The sequence below is a fragment of the Acinetobacter sp. AS23 genome (genome assembly GCF_023612055.1).
Taxonomy (GTDB): Bacteria; Pseudomonadota; Gammaproteobacteria; order Pseudomonadales; family Moraxellaceae; genus Acinetobacter; species Acinetobacter oleivorans.
This window is the reverse complement of sequence record NZ_CP082274.1, coordinates 3513363-3533279: the sequence shown is the minus strand read 5'-3', so window position 1 is coordinate 3533279 and position 19917 is coordinate 3513363. Positions and strand designations below refer to the sequence as shown.

The 19917-nt window shown below is 39.3% G+C and carries 15 protein-coding genes and 1 pseudogene; 4 read left to right on the top strand and 12 right to left on the bottom strand.

Annotated features, from left to right (window positions below):
• Positions 1–65: 65 nt before the first annotated feature.
• The 7 genes from rdgB to K6I41_RS16685 all read right to left on the bottom strand — a co-directional run bounded on the left by rdgB (position 66) and on the right by K6I41_RS16685 (position 8520).
• Positions 66–689: an RdgB/HAM1 family non-canonical purine NTP pyrophosphatase gene (gene rdgB, locus K6I41_RS16715; protein ID WP_174743414.1), complete on the bottom strand. Its 624-nt coding sequence runs from the start codon at positions 687–689 to the stop codon at positions 66–68.
• 174 nt (positions 690–863) lie between these two features.
• Positions 864–1451, bottom strand: coding sequence for a tetratricopeptide repeat protein (locus K6I41_RS16710; protein ID WP_013198993.1), 588 nt, complete (start codon positions 1449–1451; stop codon positions 864–866).
• Complete coding sequence (gene metW, locus K6I41_RS16705; protein ID WP_001217230.1) at positions 1448–2041, bottom strand: methionine biosynthesis protein MetW; 594 nt, start codon at positions 2039–2041, stop codon at positions 1448–1450. The genes K6I41_RS16710 and metW overlap by 4 nt, the downstream gene beginning before the upstream one ends.
• Complete coding sequence (gene metX, locus K6I41_RS16700) at positions 2041–3201, bottom strand: homoserine O-succinyltransferase MetX (RefSeq protein ID WP_049837917.1); 1161 nt, start codon at positions 3199–3201, stop codon at positions 2041–2043. The genes metW and metX overlap by 1 nt, the downstream gene beginning before the upstream one ends.
• An 83-nt stretch (positions 3202–3284) precedes the next feature.
• Entirely contained in the window at positions 3285–4982 is a 1698-nt protein-coding gene (leuA, locus tag K6I41_RS16695; protein WP_107880700.1) for a 2-isopropylmalate synthase, read from the bottom strand.
• Between the two features lie 458 nt (positions 4983–5440).
• Positions 5441–6124 (bottom strand): Fe2+-dependent dioxygenase, encoded by a 684-nt coding sequence (locus K6I41_RS16690; protein ID WP_250374808.1) that lies wholly within the window; start codon positions 6122–6124, stop codon positions 5441–5443.
• Between the two features lie 104 nt (positions 6125–6228).
• Positions 6229–8520 (bottom strand): TonB-dependent receptor, encoded by a 2292-nt coding sequence (locus tag K6I41_RS16685; protein WP_250374807.1) that lies wholly within the window; start codon positions 8518–8520, stop codon positions 6229–6231.
• Positions 8521–8934: 414 nt separating this feature from the next.
• Here K6I41_RS16685 and tig point away from each other — a divergent pair, with 414 nt between their 5' ends.
• From tig to K6I41_RS16665, 4 genes are all read left to right on the top strand, one after another.
• The gene (gene tig / locus K6I41_RS16680) at positions 8935–10269 is read left to right on the top strand and encodes a trigger factor (RefSeq protein ID WP_004794757.1); all 1335 of its coding nucleotides are present in this window, start codon (positions 8935–8937) and stop codon (positions 10267–10269) included.
• Between the two features lie 193 nt (positions 10270–10462).
• Complete coding sequence (clpP, locus tag K6I41_RS16675) at positions 10463–11068, top strand: ATP-dependent Clp endopeptidase proteolytic subunit ClpP (RefSeq protein ID WP_003654845.1); 606 nt, start codon at positions 10463–10465, stop codon at positions 11066–11068.
• 105 nt (positions 11069–11173) lie between these two features.
• Positions 11174–12487 carry an ATP-dependent Clp protease ATP-binding subunit ClpX gene (clpX, locus tag K6I41_RS16670; protein ID WP_005302193.1) on the top strand — a complete coding sequence of 438 codons (1314 nt, stop codon included), beginning with the start codon at positions 11174–11176 and terminating at the stop codon, positions 12485–12487.
• Positions 12488–12640: 153 nt separating this feature from the next.
• Entirely contained in the window at positions 12641–13357 is a 717-nt protein-coding gene (locus K6I41_RS16665) for a DUF2846 domain-containing protein (protein WP_005302195.1), read from the top strand.
• Between the two features lie 24 nt (positions 13358–13381).
• Here the strand turns inward: K6I41_RS16665 and K6I41_RS16660 are convergent, their stop codons facing one another.
• The 5 genes and pseudogenes from K6I41_RS16660 to K6I41_RS16640 all read right to left on the bottom strand — a co-directional run bounded on the left by K6I41_RS16660 (position 13382) and on the right by K6I41_RS16640 (position 19324).
• Entirely contained in the window at positions 13382–13936 is a 555-nt protein-coding gene (locus K6I41_RS16660) for a DUF2059 domain-containing protein (RefSeq protein WP_004794750.1), read from the bottom strand.
• Between the two features lie 142 nt (positions 13937–14078).
• Positions 14079–15605, bottom strand: coding sequence for a fumarate hydratase (locus tag K6I41_RS16655; RefSeq protein ID WP_005302199.1), 1527 nt, complete (start codon positions 15603–15605; stop codon positions 14079–14081).
• A gap of 228 nt (positions 15606–15833) precedes the next feature.
• Positions 15834–17978 (bottom strand): phosphate acetyltransferase, encoded by a 2145-nt coding sequence (gene pta, locus K6I41_RS16650; protein WP_005302202.1) that lies wholly within the window; start codon positions 17976–17978, stop codon positions 15834–15836.
• A 41-nt stretch (positions 17979–18019) separates the two neighbouring features.
• Positions 18020–19222 (bottom strand): acetate/propionate family kinase, encoded by a 1203-nt coding sequence (locus K6I41_RS16645; RefSeq protein WP_191900508.1) that lies wholly within the window; start codon positions 19220–19222, stop codon positions 18020–18022.
• Positions 19204–19324 (bottom strand): annotated as a pseudogene (locus K6I41_RS16640) (hypothetical protein). The gene K6I41_RS16645 and the pseudogene K6I41_RS16640 overlap by 19 nt, the downstream one beginning before the upstream one ends.
• Between the last annotated feature and the right edge of the window lie 593 nt (positions 19325–19917).

Below are 19917 nucleotides of genomic sequence, written 5' to 3'. Positions count from 1 at the left end.
TAAGGTTTGCCTATACAAAGTCGAATACTCTCTAACGTGGTATTCAAAGGCTATTTAGAGAAAATTTATACTAAACTTTCTCTAAATAACTGCATCGCTTGTCCACGATGACTAATCTTATTTTTGTCTTCTTTAGAAAGTTCAGCGCTAGAAACTTGTAGCTCAGGTAACCAGAACAGAGGGTCATAACCAAAGCCGTTTTCACCACGTGCAGCTTCTAAAATTTCGCCGTGCCAGATGCCTTGGAAAATCTGTGGTAAAGGGTCTTCAGCATGGGTTACTAAAGCAAGTACACACACAAACATGCCTTCAATCACTTCACCATTTTTACGAAATGGCAAAAGATCATTTAATAATTTGGCATTGTTCGCTGCATCGTCACCGTGTTCTCCAGCATAGCGTGCAGAGTAAATACCAGGTGCGCCGCCTAACACAGGAACACAAATGCCTGAGTCATCAGCCATAGCAGGTTTACCTGAAATTTTAGAGGCATGACGCGCTTTAATAATGGCATTTTCAATAAAGCTTAAACCATCTTCAATGGCATCAGGAATATTAAGGCGACCTTGGGGAATAATTTCTACAGGTAACTTAAGCTGTTCAAAAAGTTTTTCAAACTCAGCGACTTTACCTTTGTTATTGCTGGCAAGAACTAAACTGCCCTGATCAAACCAATGTGGGGTAGACATAATAAAACCAAACTTTATAGCTAATATCGAACGTGAGTTATGTTACGTGTTTTTTAAGAGGGGATATAGAGGGAAATAAATAGAATATGAAATGGGACAATCTAAACTAAAGCCACCTTGTAGAGCATACAAGGTGGCTTTAGTCGAGTAAGGTTTTTTACGGATGAACCGTTATTATTGTGCTTGAATCCATTTGTCTGCACGGTCACGCGCTGTACGGATTTGTTCTTGAGTTAAGTTCGCCGCTAGAGCAGTTTTCTTACCTTCAGATAGGCTAATCACTTTATTATCGAGCATGCCATCACGAGTTGAAAGCTCATACCACTGGTAAGCACCTACGTAGTTTTTCTTTTGCTCTTCCATCATCGCGAGGTTGTAGCTTGCACGGTTATCACCATTGCTTGCTGCTTTTTCAAAGTATTTACGAGCCATAGACTCATCTTTTCTAACACCAATACCGTCGGCGTACATACGACCTACGTTGAGTTGTGCTGGTGATAAACCTTGATCAGCTGCCGCTTTAAACCATGCGAAAGCTTGTTTCTCATCTTTTTCTACATCTTTACCATATTGGTAGTGTGTACCAAGGTAAAATTGCGCGCCTGCTTGACCAGCTTTTGCAGCTTTCTGAAGGTCATTAACCCCCATTGTTGAAAAGCGTGCAGCCTGACTCGCAACCGATTGTGGCTGGGCGATATAATCTGCATGAGCCTGCATACTTAGCAGTCCTGCAAATAGTGTGCTAAATAATGTCTTTTTCATAGTGCACTCACTCGATAAATAGCGACTTCACCAAACAAATTAGGAACATGTTTGCTTAACAGGCTTCCCTGCTGATTTCCATTGACGGCGAGTCGATTAATAATTTGTATCTGATTTTCAGCACAGAGTGCTTCGAAATCTTTAAATGTACATAGATGAATATTGGGGGTGTTATACCACATATATGGTAAAGCATCCGATACAGGCATCATTCCTTTTAATGCAAGAAAAGAACGAGTCTTCCAATGCGCAAAGTTTGGAAAAGTAATAATTGCCTGTTTACCCACACGCACCATGTCTCTTAATAAAACATCCGGTGCATCTACGGCTTGCAAAGCCTGTGCCATAACCACATAGTCAAAAGACTGGTCGGCAAAACGGCTCAAACCGAGATTCAAATCTTGTTGAATAATATTTAACCCGCGACTGACGGCAATTGCAATCTTTTCTTGATCAATTTCTAAACCATAAGCACGAATTTGATGCTTTTGGCTCATATGAGCGAGTAATTCACCATCACCACACCCTAAATCGAGTACGCTTGAGCCGGGTTTAATCCACTTTTCTGCCAGTTGTTGATCAATACGCATTAACTTGCCTCCAGTGATGTCGATTTTAAGTGTTCTTCACCGCCTAAGAAAGCGCGCATGGTTTTGACATACAGTGGAATCGGGAATAAGAACGAGTCATGGCCTTGCTCAGCATCAATATCGAGATAACTTACAGGCTTATGATTGGTAATAAGTGCATCTACAATTTCTTGAGAGCGACTAGGGGCAAAACGCCAGTCTGTTGTAAATGAGACAATCAGGAACTGACATTTGGTTTTACCCATCGCTTCTGTTAACGAGTGATTGTATTCACGTGATGGGTCAAAATAATCTAAAGCTTTGGTCATGATGAGATAAGTATTGGCATCAAAGTTACGGCTAAACTGTTCGCCTTGATAACGAAGATAGCTTTCGACTTGAAACTCAACATCAAAACCATACATAAATTTGCCAGATTTTAAATCACGGCCAAATTTTTGTTTCATGGCTTCTTCTGAAAGATAGGTGATATGACCGACCATGCGAGCCAAAATCAGACCACGTTTCGGGTAGCTATCATTTTCTAAATAACGACCATGATGGAAGTCTGGATCAGATAAGATCGACTGACGTGCAACCTCGTTAAATGCAATATTTTGTGCTGAAAGCTTTGGTGCACTGGCAATAATCACACACTTTTGTAAGCGGTCAGGATAGTCTACTGACCATTGTAGTGCTTGCATGCCCCCTAATGATCCACCCACAACTGCATACCAAGCATCTACACCTAAAAGGTCAGAAAGCATGGCCTGAGTTTTGACCCAGTCGCGTACCGTTACTAACGGGAAATCCGGTCCATAAGGGCGATTATCATTTTCAGGATTTGGTGACGTTGGACCAGTTGAGCCGCTACATCCACCAATATTATTGAGCGAAACTACAAAAAACTTATTCGTGTCGATTGCTTTACCGGGGCCAATACAGCTATCCCACCATCCAGCTTTTTTATCATCTTCATGGTGATAACCCGCTGCATGATGATGTCCGGAAAGAGCATGACAGATTAAAATGGCATTTGATTTATCTGCATTTAAAGTGCCGTAAGTTTCAACCATTAATTCAAAACGTGGCAAAACACGCCCACATTCAAGATGTAATGGTTCTTCAAATTGGAACTTTTGCGGAGTGACTAACCCCACTGAATCAGCTGGAAAAGACACGGGAACATTTCGCCTTTTAAATCTTTCAGGAATAAAAAGAAAGGATACCAAGCTAGGTATCCTTTCAAAAGAGTTTTTTTAAATTAAACAGCGGCGGCAACAACCTGATCTGTACTTAAAACGCCTTGATCAATCAAACGGTTAGTACATGCAATAATTGCTTCAATCGATGAGGTGACTGTATTGTCATGAACACCCGCACCAAATGAACCTTTACCTGTACCTTTGACTTGAAGTTCAATCAAGGTTAATGCTTTCGCATTTGCACCTGAACTAATACTACGTTCTTCATAGTTCAATACGTCAATTGGTAATTGAAGCGCATTTAAGAATGCAGAGATTGGTCCATTACCTTCACCGCGAAGTTGTTGTGTTTCACCTTCAACATCAACATCAAGTTCGATAATTTGAGTGCCATTAATATCAGATAATCTGTAGTTTTTGACTGTGTAATGGTGGTTTTTCACATCAACATAAGTGTCTTTAAACAAGGTCCAGATTTCTTTTGCATTAATTTCTGTACCATTATCATCAGCATATTGTTGAACAACTTGGCTGAATTCGATTTGTAAACGGCGAGGCAATACAACGTTGTAGTTCGCTTCTAATAAGTAAGCGATACCGCCTTTACCAGACTGACTATTTACACGAATAACTGCGTCATAGTCGCGGCCCAAATCTTTCGGGTCGATTGGCAAGTAAGGCATATCCCAGATTTCTTCGTTTTTCTGGTACTCAAAGCCTTTTTTGATTGCATCCTGATGTGAACCAGAGAATGCAGTAAATACCAAGTCGCCTGCATATGGATGACGAGGGTGTACCGGTAAACCAGTACATTCTTCAACCGTTGCAATCACTTCATTAATGTTAGAGAAATCTAACTCTGGCGCTACGCCTTGGGTGTACATGTTCAATGCAATTGCTGCAACGTCAACGTTACCTGTACGTTCACCATTACCGAACACACAACCTTCAACACGGTCAGCACCCGCCATAATCGCAAGTTCTGATGCAGCAATACCACAGCCGCGGTCATTGTGACAATGAACAGAAATGATCACGCCATCACGACGTGCCAAATTACGATGCATCCATTCAATTTGGTCTGCATAAACATTTGGTGTAGAAACTTCTACAGTCGCGGGTAAATTTAAAATCACTTTATGGTCAGGACGTGCATCCCAAATTTCTGTGACGGCATCACAGACATCTTTTGCGACTTCTAATTCAGTTGCAGAGAAACACTCTGGGCTGTACTGGAAAATCCAGTCAGTTTGAGGATATTGCGCCGCATACTCTTTAACTTTTTGAGCAGCATTAATTGCTAATTGTTTTGCGCCATCAACATCTACATTCAACACCTTTTGACGGAAGGTTGGAGAGTTAGAGTTATAAATATGCACAATTGCGCGTTTAGCACCTGCCAAAGATTCAAAAGTACGTTCAATTAAATGATCACGTGCTTGAACCAAAACCTCAATGTATACGTCATCAGGAATATGATTTTCTTCAATCAACATGCGAGTAAAATCGAAGTCAATCTGAGACGCAGAAGGGAAACCGATTTCAATATGTTTAAAACCGATTTTTACAAGCATTTTGAACATTTTGAATTTTTGTTCCATGTTCATCGGTTCAAAAATTGCTTGGTTACCGTCACGTAAATCAGTACTCATCCAGATTGGCGCTTTTGTAATTTCTTTATTTGGCCATTGGCGATCTGGTAAATCCACTCGTTGGTACATACGGCGGTATTTTTTGCTTGGGTCAGCCAACATCATGAGAAAACTCCTTGTCTCGTAGCGCAGTTGCTCTGGATATATTTAAAAGGCAACGTCTCTACTTAATATATGGTATCTAATTCAGAAAAATTAAAGGGAACTTCAAAGTGCTGCTTTAGAAAGCAGACAAAATTTTTATACGCGCGCTTGGCGCAGCATCAGGAGTTGCGGATGATGTCTTGCTTGAGTAGGCTGGGCAAACAAGTAATTCGTTTTCATCTCTAGACCGTGAAATAATAAGTTTGATGGTTTGCTGGTAATCTTGATATTTAGATATATCACATCTAAACAATGATTACACCTTGTGCAAAATTCTTATCGTAATTTTAATCTCAGAAATTAGAAAATAATTTTCTAATTTTGCGCAGTTTTATGTTTATGAGAAAATAATTTTCATATTTTTGCTATATTGAGGTAAAAGAAATTACATGATCTCAATATAGCAAAAATAAATGTAATTATACCTCAGCCCACTTTCGCATTAGATTATGGTAAATGTTAGTTAGTTTAATCACTTCGTTATGGTTATCACCCAACTGCATTCTAAGATTTTGAACAGTTTGATCTAAATTAAATAGCATGTGGCGTTCAGCATCATCACGTACCATGCTTTGTACCCAGAAAAAAGAAGCAATACGACAGCCAGCAGTAATCGCAGTCACTTCATGTAAACTGGTAGATGGATATAAAATCATATCTCCTGCTGGGAGTTTCACTTCGTGATAGCCATAAGTGTCTTCTACGACCAGATCACCACCTTCATATTCTTCAGGTTCGCTTAAAAATAAAGTGCATGACAAATCGGTTCTAAGCCGTTCATTGGTACCACGTATGCGTCGGATAGAATTATCTACATGAAAACCAAAAGACTCCTGATTTTCATAACGATTAAACAGGGGAGGGATAATATCAAGTGGTATTGCAGCAGATAAAAATAATGGGTGAGTGCCTAGTGCCTCAAGAATAATATTGCTCAGATGATGAGTAAGCGGATGATCTTCAGGTAATTGCTGATTGCGTTTTACAGTTGCAGAGAGTGTACCAGCGGTTACTTTGCCATTGACCCATTCAATCTTCTCCATTTCATCACGGAAATATTGGACCTGTTCTTTACTCAATACGTTAGGAATATGGTGGATCACGATGATACCTGCGAGTAATAATAGTAGAAAATTAAAATAGCCTCTAACAATAGAGGCTATTTTATATCAGAACCCATAAAAATATTATGGGATTCTAAGTTAACTTAGTATTTAAAGTTAATCGCTAGCACTGCACTACGACCTTCTGCTTCGGTTACATAATGTGAAGCATAAGCTTTTGGAAAGTAACGCTTGTCAGATAAGTTGTTTAGGTTAAGCTGTAAATTAACATTTTTATTTACGTCATAACGAGCCATGGCATCGTAACGAACATAGCCTGGAACATATTTGGTATTTGCAGCATCACCATATACTTTATCCATAGCAACTGCACCACCACCTAAGGTAAATTGTGGTAAGACTTTATAAGTTGTCCAAAGAGTTGCTGAATTTTTAGCTACATTTTGTACTTGATTGCCGTTTGTTGGGCTTGGAACATAGTTGCCGTTACTATCTTTAGCATATCCGCCGTCAACGATTTCACTATCTAGATACGTGTAACCAGCAGAGACTGCCCACTTTTCAGTAATATTACCATTCGCACCTAACTCAATCCCGTCAACACGTGTTTCACCAATATTTCTTGTGAAACCGTCTGTGCCTAAAGCACGAGTATTAGTTTTTTCAGTACGGAATATCGCAGCAGTTAAGTTTAAACGGTCATTTAATACATCCCATTTAGTGCCTAACTCATAAGTTTTAACTTCTTCTGGCTTAAGATTGTTAATTGCGCGTGCTTGCTCATCGGTTGTGTTACGACCTGGAACACTAATTCCTTCTGAACCATCACCAGCATCTACGCCTACTGGGTTAGCTGAAGTTGCATAGCTCAAATAGATAGAGCCATTTTCAACTGGTTTAAATGTTACACCTGCTTGATAGTTAAAGAAGTCATTGCTTGAACTATATTTTGTACCAGCTTTGATGAGTGATGCACCTGAACCTGAGTCCTTATTATATTTGACATCGGTATCAAATTTGTCCCAACGTACACCCAGATCAATTAACCATTGAGGCGTAATTTCAATATTGTTTAATGCGTAAATTGACTGTGTCTTAGACGTAATATTGGTAACATTTGGATTTGCTTGTACGTGTCCCAACCATGGATCATTTGGATTAGGGTTGTTTAGGTCAGTACACCAGCCATTTGAATTAGCAAGTGAACAAGCATTGTTTGTACCACTACCACCAATTTTTGAAGTATTTGGATCAGTTACGATGTTTGTGCCGCGATCTGAATCTTGCTTGTTATATTCAGCACCAATATTAAATTTATGCTTAAGCGAGCCTGTATTGAACTTGCCTTTTAATGATAACTGGTCAGTAAAACTGCTCGTATCAGTAATATTTGTGTTTACACGACGCCAAACCTTACCATTAACGATGTTACCTTGACTGTCATCTGGTTGAGTCCATAAATAGTTATTTTTAGACTTACCATAAACGGCCGTATTGCTCAGAGTTAAATCGTCATTTAGATCATGCTCAAGCTTAAGTGTGCCAATCTGGTTTTCTTGTTTTTGAAAATCACGATTTTTCCAACCGTAATAAGTGCCTTGTTTAACATCAACTGGTTTGCCAGCAGTCGCTTTTTTCACTGCGTCATATTGATAAGGCACACCTGAATCAGGTGTATCATCAGTTTTTAAATAGTAGTAGCTCAGTGTTCCGCGGGTAGCGCTATCTAAACCGAAACTAATACTTGGTGCGATACCAGCACGTTTATATTCAGTACCATTACTTTGTCCAGCTTTGTCATTTTGGTGTCCCATTACTACAACACGGGCAGCAACTCCATTACCAAAATCTTTATTGCCATCTAAAGTGACGCGAGCGTAGTTATCTGTGCCTCCAGCAACAGAACCCTCAAGTGAATCACCTTTTTTAGCGACTTTAGTAATCAGGTTAATGCTACCGCCTGAAGTACCTGCACCACCCAAAGCAGATGCAGAACCTTTAATGACTTCAACTTGGTCGACAGCAAACATTTCACGGTTTTGAGAAGTTGCATTACGAACGCCATCTACATACATCGAACTTTCTGAATTGTAGCCGCGAATGAAAGGACGGTCACCATTTGGATTGCCACCTTCACCTGCACCTAAAGTAATGCCCGGAACTGTACGCAATGCATCTGCTAAAGTTGTTACTTTAGTATCTTCAATAAGTTGTTTTGAAATAACTGAAACTGATTTTGGAGTATCTAAAAGGGGAGCCACGAATTTAGAGTTGGCTGACTGATCTACTTTTAAAGATTCTTCTTGAGTCGCCTGAGTATGAATCGTTGGTAATTGTGAAATTGCTTCTTGTGCCATGGCTGTTGTTGCAATCATTGATAACGAAGAAGCTATCGCAGAAGAAACAATTTTTTTACGTGTTCTAATCAAAGACATGACTTCAGGACTCTAAAACTAAAAGGTTATGCGAATAATAATAATTCTTATTTATATGTACAGTTTGTGTTAATTGGATTTGCCAATTGAATTATGAAGAAAAAGTGAATGATTGAATGATGAATTGTACTTTTATTTAGCTAATCTACTGATTCTTAGTAATTGTTTGTAAAAGCGATTAAATTTAGATTTTGATTGTAATTTTAGATTTATGAAGAATAACTAAAAAATTAGTTTTACTTAATGCTTTATGAAAAATATTTAAAGAATCATAAAATTACTGTGAAATTTACGAGAATAACGAGGCTAACTTAAATGAAGTGATCGGTTAATTTTGTATATCTTGAAAGTTGTCATATAATACAGCACTTTTAAAAAAACTGTTCCTACTCACTAATTTTTATCGAGGAAGCCATGCAAGTAACGACTGAAGCGGTTTCGGGCGTTGCCCGTCGTTTAAATGTGTCTGTACCGACGAGCCGTATTAACGAGCAATTTGAAGCTCGTTTGAAACGCACTGCCAAAACTGTGAAGATCAACGGCTTCCGTCCAGGTAAAGTACCTGAAAACGTTGTTCGCCGCGAATATGGTGCAGGCATTTATCAAGAAGTTGTAAATGACATCATTCGTGATAGCGTTTTTGAAGCAATTCAACAAGAAAAAATCAATGCGGTAGGTATGCCGAACATTGATAAAGTTGAACATAAAGAAGATGCTTTAGTTTTTGAAGCGACTGTAGAAGTTTATCCAGAAGTTGCAGTACAAGCATTCGACGGTTTAGAAGTTGAACGTAAAACAGCTGAAATTAAAGATGCTGACGTTGATGCTATGATCGAAAACTTGCAAAAACAACGTCAAACTTGGGCTGTTACCAAGGGCATGGCGAAAAAAGACATGCAAGTGACTTTTGACTTTGAAGGCACTATCGACGGTGAAAAGTTTGAAGGCGGTTCTGCTGAAGACTTTAAACTCGTATTAGGTTCAGGTCGTATGATTCCTGGCTTTGAAGACGGCATCGTTGGCATGAAAGCTGGTGAAGAGAAAGTAATTGATGTTACTTTCCCAGAAGACTACCAAGCTGAAAACTTGGCTGGTAAAGCAGCTCAGTTCAAAATCACTGTGAAGCAAGTTGAAAAATCAAAACTTCCAGAAATTGATGCTGAATTCTTGAAAATCTTCGGTGTAACTGAAGAAGAAGGTGTTGAGAAATTAAAAGCTGACGTTCGTAAGAATATGGAACGTGAGGTTCGCAATGGTTTACGTAACCAAGTTAAACAAGCTGCTTTTGATGCACTTGTTGCTGCGAACGAAGTTGAAGTTCCAACTGCAATGGTTGCTCAAGAAATTGACCGCCAACGTCAACAAATGGTTCAACAATTCACTCAACAGTTCGGTGGTGCAGGCGCGCAATCTTTTGACAAGAGCATGCTTCCTGACGAATTGTTCAAAGAACAAGCAGAGCGTTCTGTTAAGCTTGGCGTATTGGTAAGCAAAGTTTTAGCTGACGCTAAACTTGAAGTTGACCAAGCTCGCGTTGATGCTTACATCGATGACATGGCTTCTTCTTACGAAGATCCAACTGAAGTGATTGAATACTTCAAAAATGATGCTCAACAACGTGCTCAAATCGAAGCAGTTGTATTAGAAGATCAAGTTGTTGATCACATCTTAGCTGGTGCTAAAGTGACTGACAAAGCTGTATCTTATGATGACTTATTGAAAGAACAACAAGCTCGCCGTATGGGCTAATCTTTTAAGAAGTCAGAAAAAGGCGCCTTAGGCGCCTTTTTTGTTTTTCTTTATGTGGTCAATTTGAGTGCGACATTAAGTACTTAGGTATAAATAATATAATATTTCAGTGCGAACCTTTTGCAATTTGAGAAATTATCCCGCATATTGTTGCCATAGGTTAAGTCACAAAAAATTTAGGAATAAATAACGTATGTATGTTCCAACAATTGAAAATGCTTTAGTTCCTGTTGTGGTTGAACAATCTTCTCGCGGCGAACGTTCTTTTGATATTTATTCACGACTTTTACGTGAGCGCGTCATTTTTTTAACAGGTGAAGTTGAAGATAACATGGCAAATCTAATTGTTGCCCAAATGTTGTTTTTAGAAGCTGAAAATCCTGATAAAGATATCCACCTTTATATCAACTCTCCAGGTGGATCTGTGACAGCGGGCATGGCTATTTATGACACGATGCAGTTTATTAAACCTGATGTCGTAACATATTGTATGGGCCAAGCTGCTTCAATGGGTGCATTCTTATTAAATGCTGGTGCTAAAGGCAAACGCTATTGTCTAGAAAATGCCCGTGTCATGATTCACCAACCATTAGGTGGTTTCCGCGGTCAAGCATCGGATATTGAAATTCATGCGCGTGAAATTCTATTTATTAAAGAACGTTTAAACCGCTTAATGGCAGAGCATAGTGGTCAAGACTACGAAACTGTTGCTCGTGATACTGACCGTGATAACTTTATGACAGCACAGTCTGCTAAAGAATATGGTTTGGTTGATCAGGTGTTAAGTAAGCGTCCATAAGGACCTTCTTATATAAATAACTTGAGATGTTGAAAAAGATCTCCATTTAGTTATTTATGCAGTGCATCTTGCCCTAATATTTAAGATTCTATTTGTGGAGTGAATATGTCCGAACATCCTCAAGGACAAAAACATTGTTCATTTTGCGGTAAAACGCAGTCTGAAGTCGGGAAACTGATTGCAGGTGAGGACGCATATATTTGTAATGAGTGTGTGGATGTCTGCTTAGACCTTGTACAAACCAGCCAACAGGTTGAAGCAGGGGACTGGGCGAGTAAGGCATTGCCAAAACCACATGAAATACGTGCTGCGCTTGATCAATATGTAATTGGTCAAGATCTTGCCAAAAAGACATTATCTGTTGCGGTTTATAACCATTATAAACGCCTAAAAGTTGGTCATAATGGCCATGTGTCTAAAGAAGTAGAAATTGCTAAAAGTAATATTCTATTAATTGGACCTACAGGTTCGGGTAAAACTTTACTTGCGCAAACATTGGCTCGCCTTTTAGACGTTCCATTTGCAATGGCAGATGCAACGACATTAACCGAAGCTGGTTATGTCGGCGAAGATGTTGAAAATATTGTACAAAAACTTTTGCAAAAAGCAGACTACGATGTAGAGAAAGCTCAGAAGGGCATTATCTATATTGACGAGATTGACAAGATTACTCGTAAATCTGAAAACCCGTCAATTACGCGTGATGTTTCTGGTGAAGGCGTACAGCAAGCATTGTTAAAAATGATTGAAGGTACAGTGGCTTCTATTCCTCCGCAAGGTGGACGTAAGCATCCGCAACAAGAGTTTATCCAAATTGACACTTCGAATATCTTGTTTATTTGTGGTGGTGCCTTTTCTGGTTTGGAAAAAATTGTACAGCAGCGTCAAGAGAAAGGCGGTATTGGTTTTACAGCTGATGTTAAAAACAAAGATGAAACCAAAAAACTTGCTGAATTGTTCCGTCAGGTTGAGCCAACCGACTTAGTGAAATTTGGTTTAATTCCAGAATTCATTGGTCGTTTACCAGTGATTGCGACACTTGAAGAGTTGGATGAAGAAGCATTAATGCAAATTTTGACTGAGCCAAAAAATGCATTAACTCGCCAGTATCAATATCTTTTTACTATGGAAAATGTTGATCTGATCTTTGAAGATTCTGCATTGCGTGCTATCGCGAAGAAAGCACTTGAACGCAATACGGGTGCGCGTGGTTTACGTTCTATTATGGAGAACGTGCTGCTTGAAACCATGTACGATTTACCAAGTCGTACTGACGTTGGGACAGTCATTATTAATGAAGCAGTCATTAATGGTGAAGCAGAACCTGTTTATAAAGCAGAGCGTCAACCTAAAGAAGCTGCAACACATGAAAGTGTTGCTAAGGCAGATTTAAAGGTTATTGATTCGAAGTCTGCATAGATTTCATTCATCTAAAAAGCATGAATCACGCGAGTGATTCATGCTTTTTTTTGTTTTCAATTTATGTGCGCGGTGTTAATCTTAAAAATACAAAATACGCATAGTTTTGCGTTGTAAAAAATAAATCAAAAACAAAACGCTTTGAGGGATGCCATGCGTTATTTAATCGTATCTTTATGCTGTGCCGGACTGTTTGTGGGCTGTCAAAGTTCATCTCATTTAGAAAAAAATACGGGTGAATTGACTGCAACCTTACCTAAAGTTGATGTTGAAAAAGAACCTGGTTTATTTGATCAATATCATGTGGGTGGTTTTGCTGTAGGTGGTTGGGTGAATCAAAAATTGGGTCAGACTTTTGTTCCAGTCAAACCACAAAATCAACAAGCTGCTGTTGTTTATCTTTACCGACCAGACACGAAATGGAATCGTCAGGAAATTGCAGCGATAAATCTCTTTGTGAATGGCAAGCGCATTCCGAGTCTATTACATAATCATTATTACTGGATTGAATTGCCAGCAGGCACTTATCGTCTTTCTGCGAGCCGCCCTCTACTTGGTATTCATTTTCAAGAGCCAAAATATATTGATATCACTGTTGAAGCGGGAACGTCTTATTATTTGAAATATGATGAAGAGAACAAAATGGACCGTGGCGAACACACTGGCCCATTTATGTTAATGCAAGACAATATTGGACGTAGAGAGATAGCATTTACTGAGCTTAAATCTTCTAGCTACAACTTTGTGGCTGAAGATGCTTCAGGAAAGATTCGACATAAACCACAGGAATTAAAGCCAGCCAAATATGATGAAAAATCAGATGTACATTTGATTAAGCCATTTAAATTATGGAATCCTTTAACTTGGTAATGGACCGCAAAAGATAAAGAAAAGTTAAGACTTTTCTTTATCTTTCATGAGTGGGGCAAGAATTTTAAGCATCTCTTCTTGCATATGATCCCTTGCTTTAGGGTCATTAAAGGTCTGTTGTCCTAACTCCATCATATATTCTGAAATTTGCCCCATAATCTGCACGTTCTTACGTGTAATTGATTGGCCTTCTGGAGTTTTCAAAAACTTTAAATTTGCCTGAATTTCTTCTTCAGTATAAGTCTTAAGATAAATATCCTGTAAGGCTTGAGCGGTTTTGGGGTTACTAATGAGCTGATTGCTCGAATCTTTCAAAAGTAAACCTAACTTCTTCGCGGCCTCTTTTTCTTTTGGACCTAAAGTTTTGATACCCGTGATATTACTAACGATCTGTTCTGCCTGTTGATCATAGTAAGGCGTTAATTCATTAATTGATTCTTTAAGCAGGTAATCAATTTGGCTCATTTGCATGAGTTCTTTGACTGAACTTAATTTGGCAGGAGAAGCAAATAAGCTTGTTGTAATACAGCTTAAGCAGAGACTGATTGAAAGATTTTTAAGAATAGGGCGAATAGTCATGAAATGACCTATATTCAATATATGGCGAGAGAGTGCATTTATTAATAGCACAGATTGAAGAAGCAATTGTTACAATTCTTTTCAGATTTTAAAATAAAAAAAGAATGCAAAAAAAAAGCACCGAATTCGGTGCTTTTCTTGATTAGCCAGCTGCTGCATCGACTACTGGAATTTTTCCAATTTTCGCTTGCCAGATTTTTGGAGCTACTGCGTGAATTGAAGTACCGTTTACATCAACTGCAACAGAAACAGGCATATCTTCAACTACGAATTTGTAGATTGCTTCCATACCTAAGTCTGCAAACGCAACAACTTCAGCTTCGCGAACAGCTTTAGATACGAGGTAAGCTGCACCACCAACTGCCATTAAGTAAGTTGCTTTGTTGTCTTTGATTGCTTCAATTGCTGTAGGGCCACGATCAGCTTTACCGATCATACCGAATAGACCAGTATGTTCGAGTACTTTACGTGTGAATTTGTCCATACGTGTTGCAGTTGTAGGACCAGCAGGACCAACGACTTCATCACCCACAGGATCAACTGGACCAACGTAGTAAATAAATTTACCTTTAAGATCAACTGGTAATTCTTCACCGTTGTCGATCATTTCAACCATACGTTTGTGTGCAGCATCACGACCTGTGTACATTGTTCCGCTAAGAAGTAATGTATCACCCGGTTTCCAAGAATCCATTTCTGCTTGAGTAATGGTATCAAGGTTTACACGCTTAGATTGTGAAGAGTCCCAAGTTACTGAAGGGTAGTCTTCAAGTTTTGGTGCTTGAATATGAGCTACACCTGTACCATCAAGCTGGAAGTGAGCATGACGAGTAGCAGCACAGTTAGGAATCATACCAACTGGTTTACCAGCAGCATGACATGGGTAATCTTTGATTTTAATATCAAGAACAGTCGTTAAACCACCAAGACCTTGAGCACCAATACCAAGTGCGTTTACTTTTTCAAAGATTTCGATACGAAGTTCTTCGATTTTGTTCTCTGGTCCACGGCGAAGTAATTCGTCCATGTTGATTTCTTCCATGAGTGCTTCTTTAGCAAGCATCATGGCTTTTTCAGCAGTACCACCAATACCAATACCGAGCATACCTGGAGGACACCAGCCTGCACCCATTGTTGGAACAGTTTTAAGTACCCAGTCAACAATCGAGTCAGATGGGTTAAGCATTGCAAGTTTAGATTTGTTTTCTGAACCGCCACCTTTAGCAGCAACAGTAATATCTACTTTGTTACCCGGAACGAGTTTGTAGTGAATTACAGCAGGGGTATTATCTTTTGTATTTTTGCGACCAAATGCTGGGTCAGCAAGTACAGATGCACGAAGAACGTTGCTGTTTTCAAGGTAACCTTGGCGAACACCTTCGTTTACCGCATCGTCTAAGCTCATTGTTAAATCAAATTTAACATCTAAGCCCACTTCAAGGAAAACGTTAACAATACCAGTATCTTGGCAAATTGGACGATGACCTTCCGCACACATGCGAGAGTTAATTAGAATCTGTGCAATTGCATCCTTTGCGGCTTTGTTTTCTTCGCGATCATAAGCACGGCTCATCGCTTGGATAAAGTCTTGCGGGTGATAGTACGAAATAAACTGTAGGGCGTCCTTGATCGATGTAATCAAGTCATCTTGTTTGATAATCGTTGTCATACCAGAAAATCTCTTGAGCGGGCTGTTAGCTAGCGGGCTAAATTATATGATAAAAAGACAGTGTTGTGGGAGATTGGTTGATCTTTTGACCGAAAGTCGCATAAGAAGATATTGAAGTGATTTAAATGCCAGAAATCGGAAAATTATTTATTTTTGAATGACTAGAATAAAAAAAGCCATTTGAGCGGACATCAAATGGCGAGAGGTAGTAAAGGTTAGTTATATTAATTATTTGGCAGCGGCTTGCTGTTCTGCCTGAATTGCGGTTAATGCAATGGTAAAGACGATGTCATCTACTAATGCTCCACGAGACAAGTCATTAACAGGCTTGTTTAGGCCTTGTAGCATTGGTCCAACGCTCACAACATTTGCAGCACGCTGTACTGCTTTGTAAGTGGTATTACCCGTATTTAAATCAGGGAAAATAAATACATTTGCACGGCCAGCAACGCGTGAGTCTGGTGCCTTTTGACGTCCCACACTTTCAACTGAAGCTGCATCGTATTGAAGTGGACCATCAATCAGTAAATCAGGACGACGTTGTTGAGCAATTTGAGTTGCTTGCTGCACTTTTTCAACATCTGCACCTGTTCCAGAAGTACCAGTTGAGTAGCTGATCATGGCAATACGTGGGTCAATTCCAAATGCTTTCGCTGAGTCAGCTGACTGAATTGCAATTTCAGCAAGTTGCTCTGCTGTCGGGTCTGGGTTAATTGCACAGTCGCCATACACATAAACTTCATCTGGTAAAAGCATAAAGAAGATTGATGAAACTAGTGAATAATCAGGGGCTGTTTTGATGAGCTGAAATGCTGGGCGAACCGTATTTGCTGTGGTGTGTACCGCACCTGAAACTAAACCGTCGACTTGATCTAAGGCTAACATCATGGTGCCAAGCACAACAGTATCTTGAAGCTGTTCTTTCGCTTGAAGTTCGTTGAGTTTACCTTTACGTAGCTCAACCATTGGTGCAACGTATTGGTCACGAATACTATCAGGGTCAACAATTGCCAATTCAGCAGGTAATTCAATACCACGTGCTTTTGCAACATCCTGTACGACATCTGGTTTAGCTAGCAAAATACAGTCAGCAATACCACGTGCCTGACAAATTGCTGCAGCTTGTATGGTGCGCGGTTCATCACCTTCAGGTAGTACAATTCGTTTTTTCGCGGCAATCGATTTTTGCACCAGTTCGTGACGGAAAGCTGATGGCGACAGGCGAGGGGTGGCAGCATTGTTGCTGTGCTGTTTAAGCCATTCAACATCAATATGACTTGAAACAAATCGGGTCACTTGCTCAGCACGTTCAGTATCATCTGTTGGAATTTCATTACCAAAATTAGATAAACGCTGAGCGGTTTCAAGTGTGTTTAAACGGGTATGTAAAATCGGCAATCCTTGTTTAATCGCACTTTGACAAAACTCTAAAAGCTCAGGTGCTGGTGCTTCTCGTTCTGTAAGTACCAAACCAGCCAAAGGAATACCATTACTAGTTGCTAAACTACTTGCGAGTAAAACATCGGTACGCTCAGATGCACTAATAATCAATTCGCCTGCAATAAATTTATTCAGTTCATATTCAATGCTTGAAGCAATTAAACTCGAATGCAAAATACGACGTGTTTTCGCTTCACCTTGATGTACCCATTGTCCATCAATGACATTCGCAATATCGAGAGTTCTCGGTACGCTTAGCGTGTTACTAAATGGAACTAAACCAATGATTGGTAAATCGCTAGAGCCGAAATAACGATTATATTTTTGCAGTTCGGTCGTAAATTTTGCGATTTCTTCAGTCGGTCGTAACGATGGATCAAAAGCAACAGGAATTTGTGCTGTTTCTTCAGTTAATCCGCGGGTACGCATAAAGAGTACACCAGCAGTACGATTTGACGCTGCTCCACCAAACTGGCGTAAATGAGCATCTACTTTTTCTGCGGCTTTTTTCGGATTTTGAATATCTGCTGTGCTGACCAACACGACTTCTGCATCAAGTGCTTGTGCAAGACTTGCGTTGAGTTCACTAGCGAAGTGGTCTTGTCCGTTAGGTAATAAGCCTTCCACAATAATGACATCGTGGTCTGCTGCAACGCTACGGTGGAGGCTGACAGCTTCTTCAAGTAATTCATCTACTTCCCCAGCGGCAATAAGCTGAGTTAATTTTTCATGCGAAATAGATTGAACAGTTTTACTTTGAAATAGATGACCAAATAATGAAGTGGTTCGGTCAAGATGCTCTTGGTCTTCTTGAGAAAATGGTTTTAAAAAGCCTGCTTTAATCCCGTTACAATCAAGTGCGTAAATCATGCCTAAACAGGCAGAGGTTAAGCCAACCCCTTCGCCTGTAGGAATCAATAAAATTGTATTCATATAAACCTATAAATAAATATCGAGTTTTCGCTGAGCTCTAATTAAGCAAGGCTTGCTACAGATGCTGTATTTTCTGCCGCTTCAACAACTTGACGAGTTTCTTTGGCAATGCGACCTTCTTCATCTGTTGGAATGACCCAAATTTGAGGACCAGTTCCATTGTCGATTCGGCCTTCAGTGCCACGCTTTAAGTTGTTGTTTTGATCTTTATCAAGCTGCAAACCAAAATGAGGTAGATAAGCTAAGGTTTTTTCACGAATATAAGCTGAGTTTTCACCAATACCACCTGTGAAAATTAAGCCGTCTAAAGTTGGTAAGCCACAGCTTAATGCAGCAAGTGATTTTGCTAGGCGATAGCTAAACACTTCAATAGCAAGACAAGCATCTTCATTGCCATTTTCAGCAGCTTCAATCACTGTACGCATGTCATTAGACAGTTGAGATAAGCCTAGTAAGCCACTTTCGTTATTTAAAACTTTATCAATTTTTGCTAAATCCCAACCGAGGTTTTTCGCAAGGAAGCTATGTAAGCTTGGGTCGACGTCACCACTACGTGTTCCCATCACCACACCTTCAAGTGGAGTAAGGCCCATAGAGGTGTCAACACTTTGTCCATTCCATACTGCGCAAGTTGAACTGCCGTTTCCTAGATGCGCTGTTAACCATCCACCTTTTTTCAGGTTGCCTGCGAGCTCACTTGCTTTGTCAGACACATAGGCGTGGCTTGTACCATGGAAGCCATAACGGCGGACATTGTGGTCAGTATATAAAAACTTAGGAATTGCATAACGGTATGCATGCGGTGGCATGGTCTGATGGAATGCAGTATCAAATACGGCAACTTGAGGTAATTCAGGAAATAGGCGTACGGTTGCATCAATACCAATTAAATGTGCTGGGTTATGAAGCGGAGCCAAAGGCGTTGCTGCACGAATACGTTCAATAATTTCAGGAGTGAGTAATTCTGCTTTGGTTAAACTACCACCGTGTACAACACGATGTCCGATGGCTTGCGGTTTGTAGTTGGCAAGACGTGCAAGTAAAGTTTCTAAAGCTTTGGCATGGTCAGCATAAGGAATTGAAAGTTCAAGTGGTTCACCACCAACTGTAACTCCCTTAATACGAGCGTCAGCTGCCCCCAAGTTTTCTGCTAAACCGTAAATACGGTCTTCTCGACGCTCTGAAACCAGTGCGTATTTAATAGATGAAGAGCCGCAATTGATAACTAATACTGATATAGCCACGTTGAAATACCCAAGTCCTGATTTAAAATAGTTTTCCTAACTTCCTGTTCAAGATGTATTATTTTTTTCATACAGATTGAACGGGTTGTCATGTTTTAACATGTGTTGTTTTTCTGTCCAAGATAGACTTTAGCCCATTAGACTTAAGCACTATCGACCATCAAATTATTTGTAACTAATATTTGTCCAGTATAAAGCTTAACCACTGTATTCCTTGTTTTTTTATATGCTTAGAAACGAGTTTTTTGTATATATTTATGAAAAAATAAACCCGAACGAAGGATGAATTTTAAATGGTAGAAACCAAACCTTTATTGAATAAGTGAGCTGGTTCTTTAAGTTAAATTTTAAGCATATATTACAAATAATATACGTAATTGAAATTAAGTTTTGATGGTATTAAGGGCGTGAAAAAAGAACCTAATATGGATTTATAAGTACTAAAAATTAGAATGAAAAGCTCATCATTTATATATTGTTAAATATATTTTATTATGTTGATTTACAATAAATTTACCATATTTTTGAGATTTGGTTTAGCTGTAAATATACCTAAATATTAAATAAGTTTTTTGTCTAAAATATAAACTCGCTATGTCTTTAAAGCTTGTACTGAGGCCATTACAGCAGCATTGGCTGGGGTTGCATGTCGCTTTTTGCCTGAATAATATTGTTCATCCTTTTTTCAAATGATC

Excerpts from the sequence above, each read along its gene's own strand:
- rdgB (WP_174743414.1), bottom strand. The coding sequence starts at position 689 with ATGTCTACCCCACATTGGTTTGATCAGGGCAGTTTAGTTCTTGCCAGC.
- K6I41_RS16710 (WP_013198993.1), bottom strand. The coding sequence starts at position 1,451 with ATGAAAAAGACATTATTTAGCACACTATTTGCAGGACTGCTAAGTATG.
- metW (WP_001217230.1), bottom strand. The coding sequence starts at position 2,041 with ATGCGTATTGATCAACAACTGGCAGAAAAGTGGATTAAACCCGGCTCA.
- leuA (WP_107880700.1), bottom strand. The coding sequence starts at position 4,982 with ATGATGTTGGCTGACCCAAGCAAAAAATACCGCCGTATGTACCAACGA.
- K6I41_RS16685 (WP_250374807.1), bottom strand. The coding sequence starts at position 8,520 with ATGTCTTTGATTAGAACACGTAAAAAAATTGTTTCTTCTGCGATAGCT.
- tig (WP_004794757.1), top strand. The coding sequence starts at position 8,935 with ATGCAAGTAACGACTGAAGCGGTTTCGGGCGTTGCCCGTCGTTTAAAT.
- clpP (WP_003654845.1), top strand. The coding sequence starts at position 10,463 with ATGTATGTTCCAACAATTGAAAATGCTTTAGTTCCTGTTGTGGTTGAA.
- clpX (WP_005302193.1), top strand. The coding sequence starts at position 11,174 with ATGTCCGAACATCCTCAAGGACAAAAACATTGTTCATTTTGCGGTAAA.
- K6I41_RS16665 (WP_005302195.1), top strand. The coding sequence starts at position 12,641 with ATGCGTTATTTAATCGTATCTTTATGCTGTGCCGGACTGTTTGTGGGC.
- K6I41_RS16660 (WP_004794750.1), bottom strand. The coding sequence starts at position 13,936 with ATGACTATTCGCCCTATTCTTAAAAATCTTTCAATCAGTCTCTGCTTA.
- K6I41_RS16655 (WP_005302199.1), bottom strand. The coding sequence starts at position 15,605 with ATGACAACGATTATCAAACAAGATGACTTGATTACATCGATCAAGGAC.
- pta (WP_005302202.1), bottom strand. The coding sequence starts at position 17,978 with ATGAATACAATTTTATTGATTCCTACAGGCGAAGGGGTTGGCTTAACC.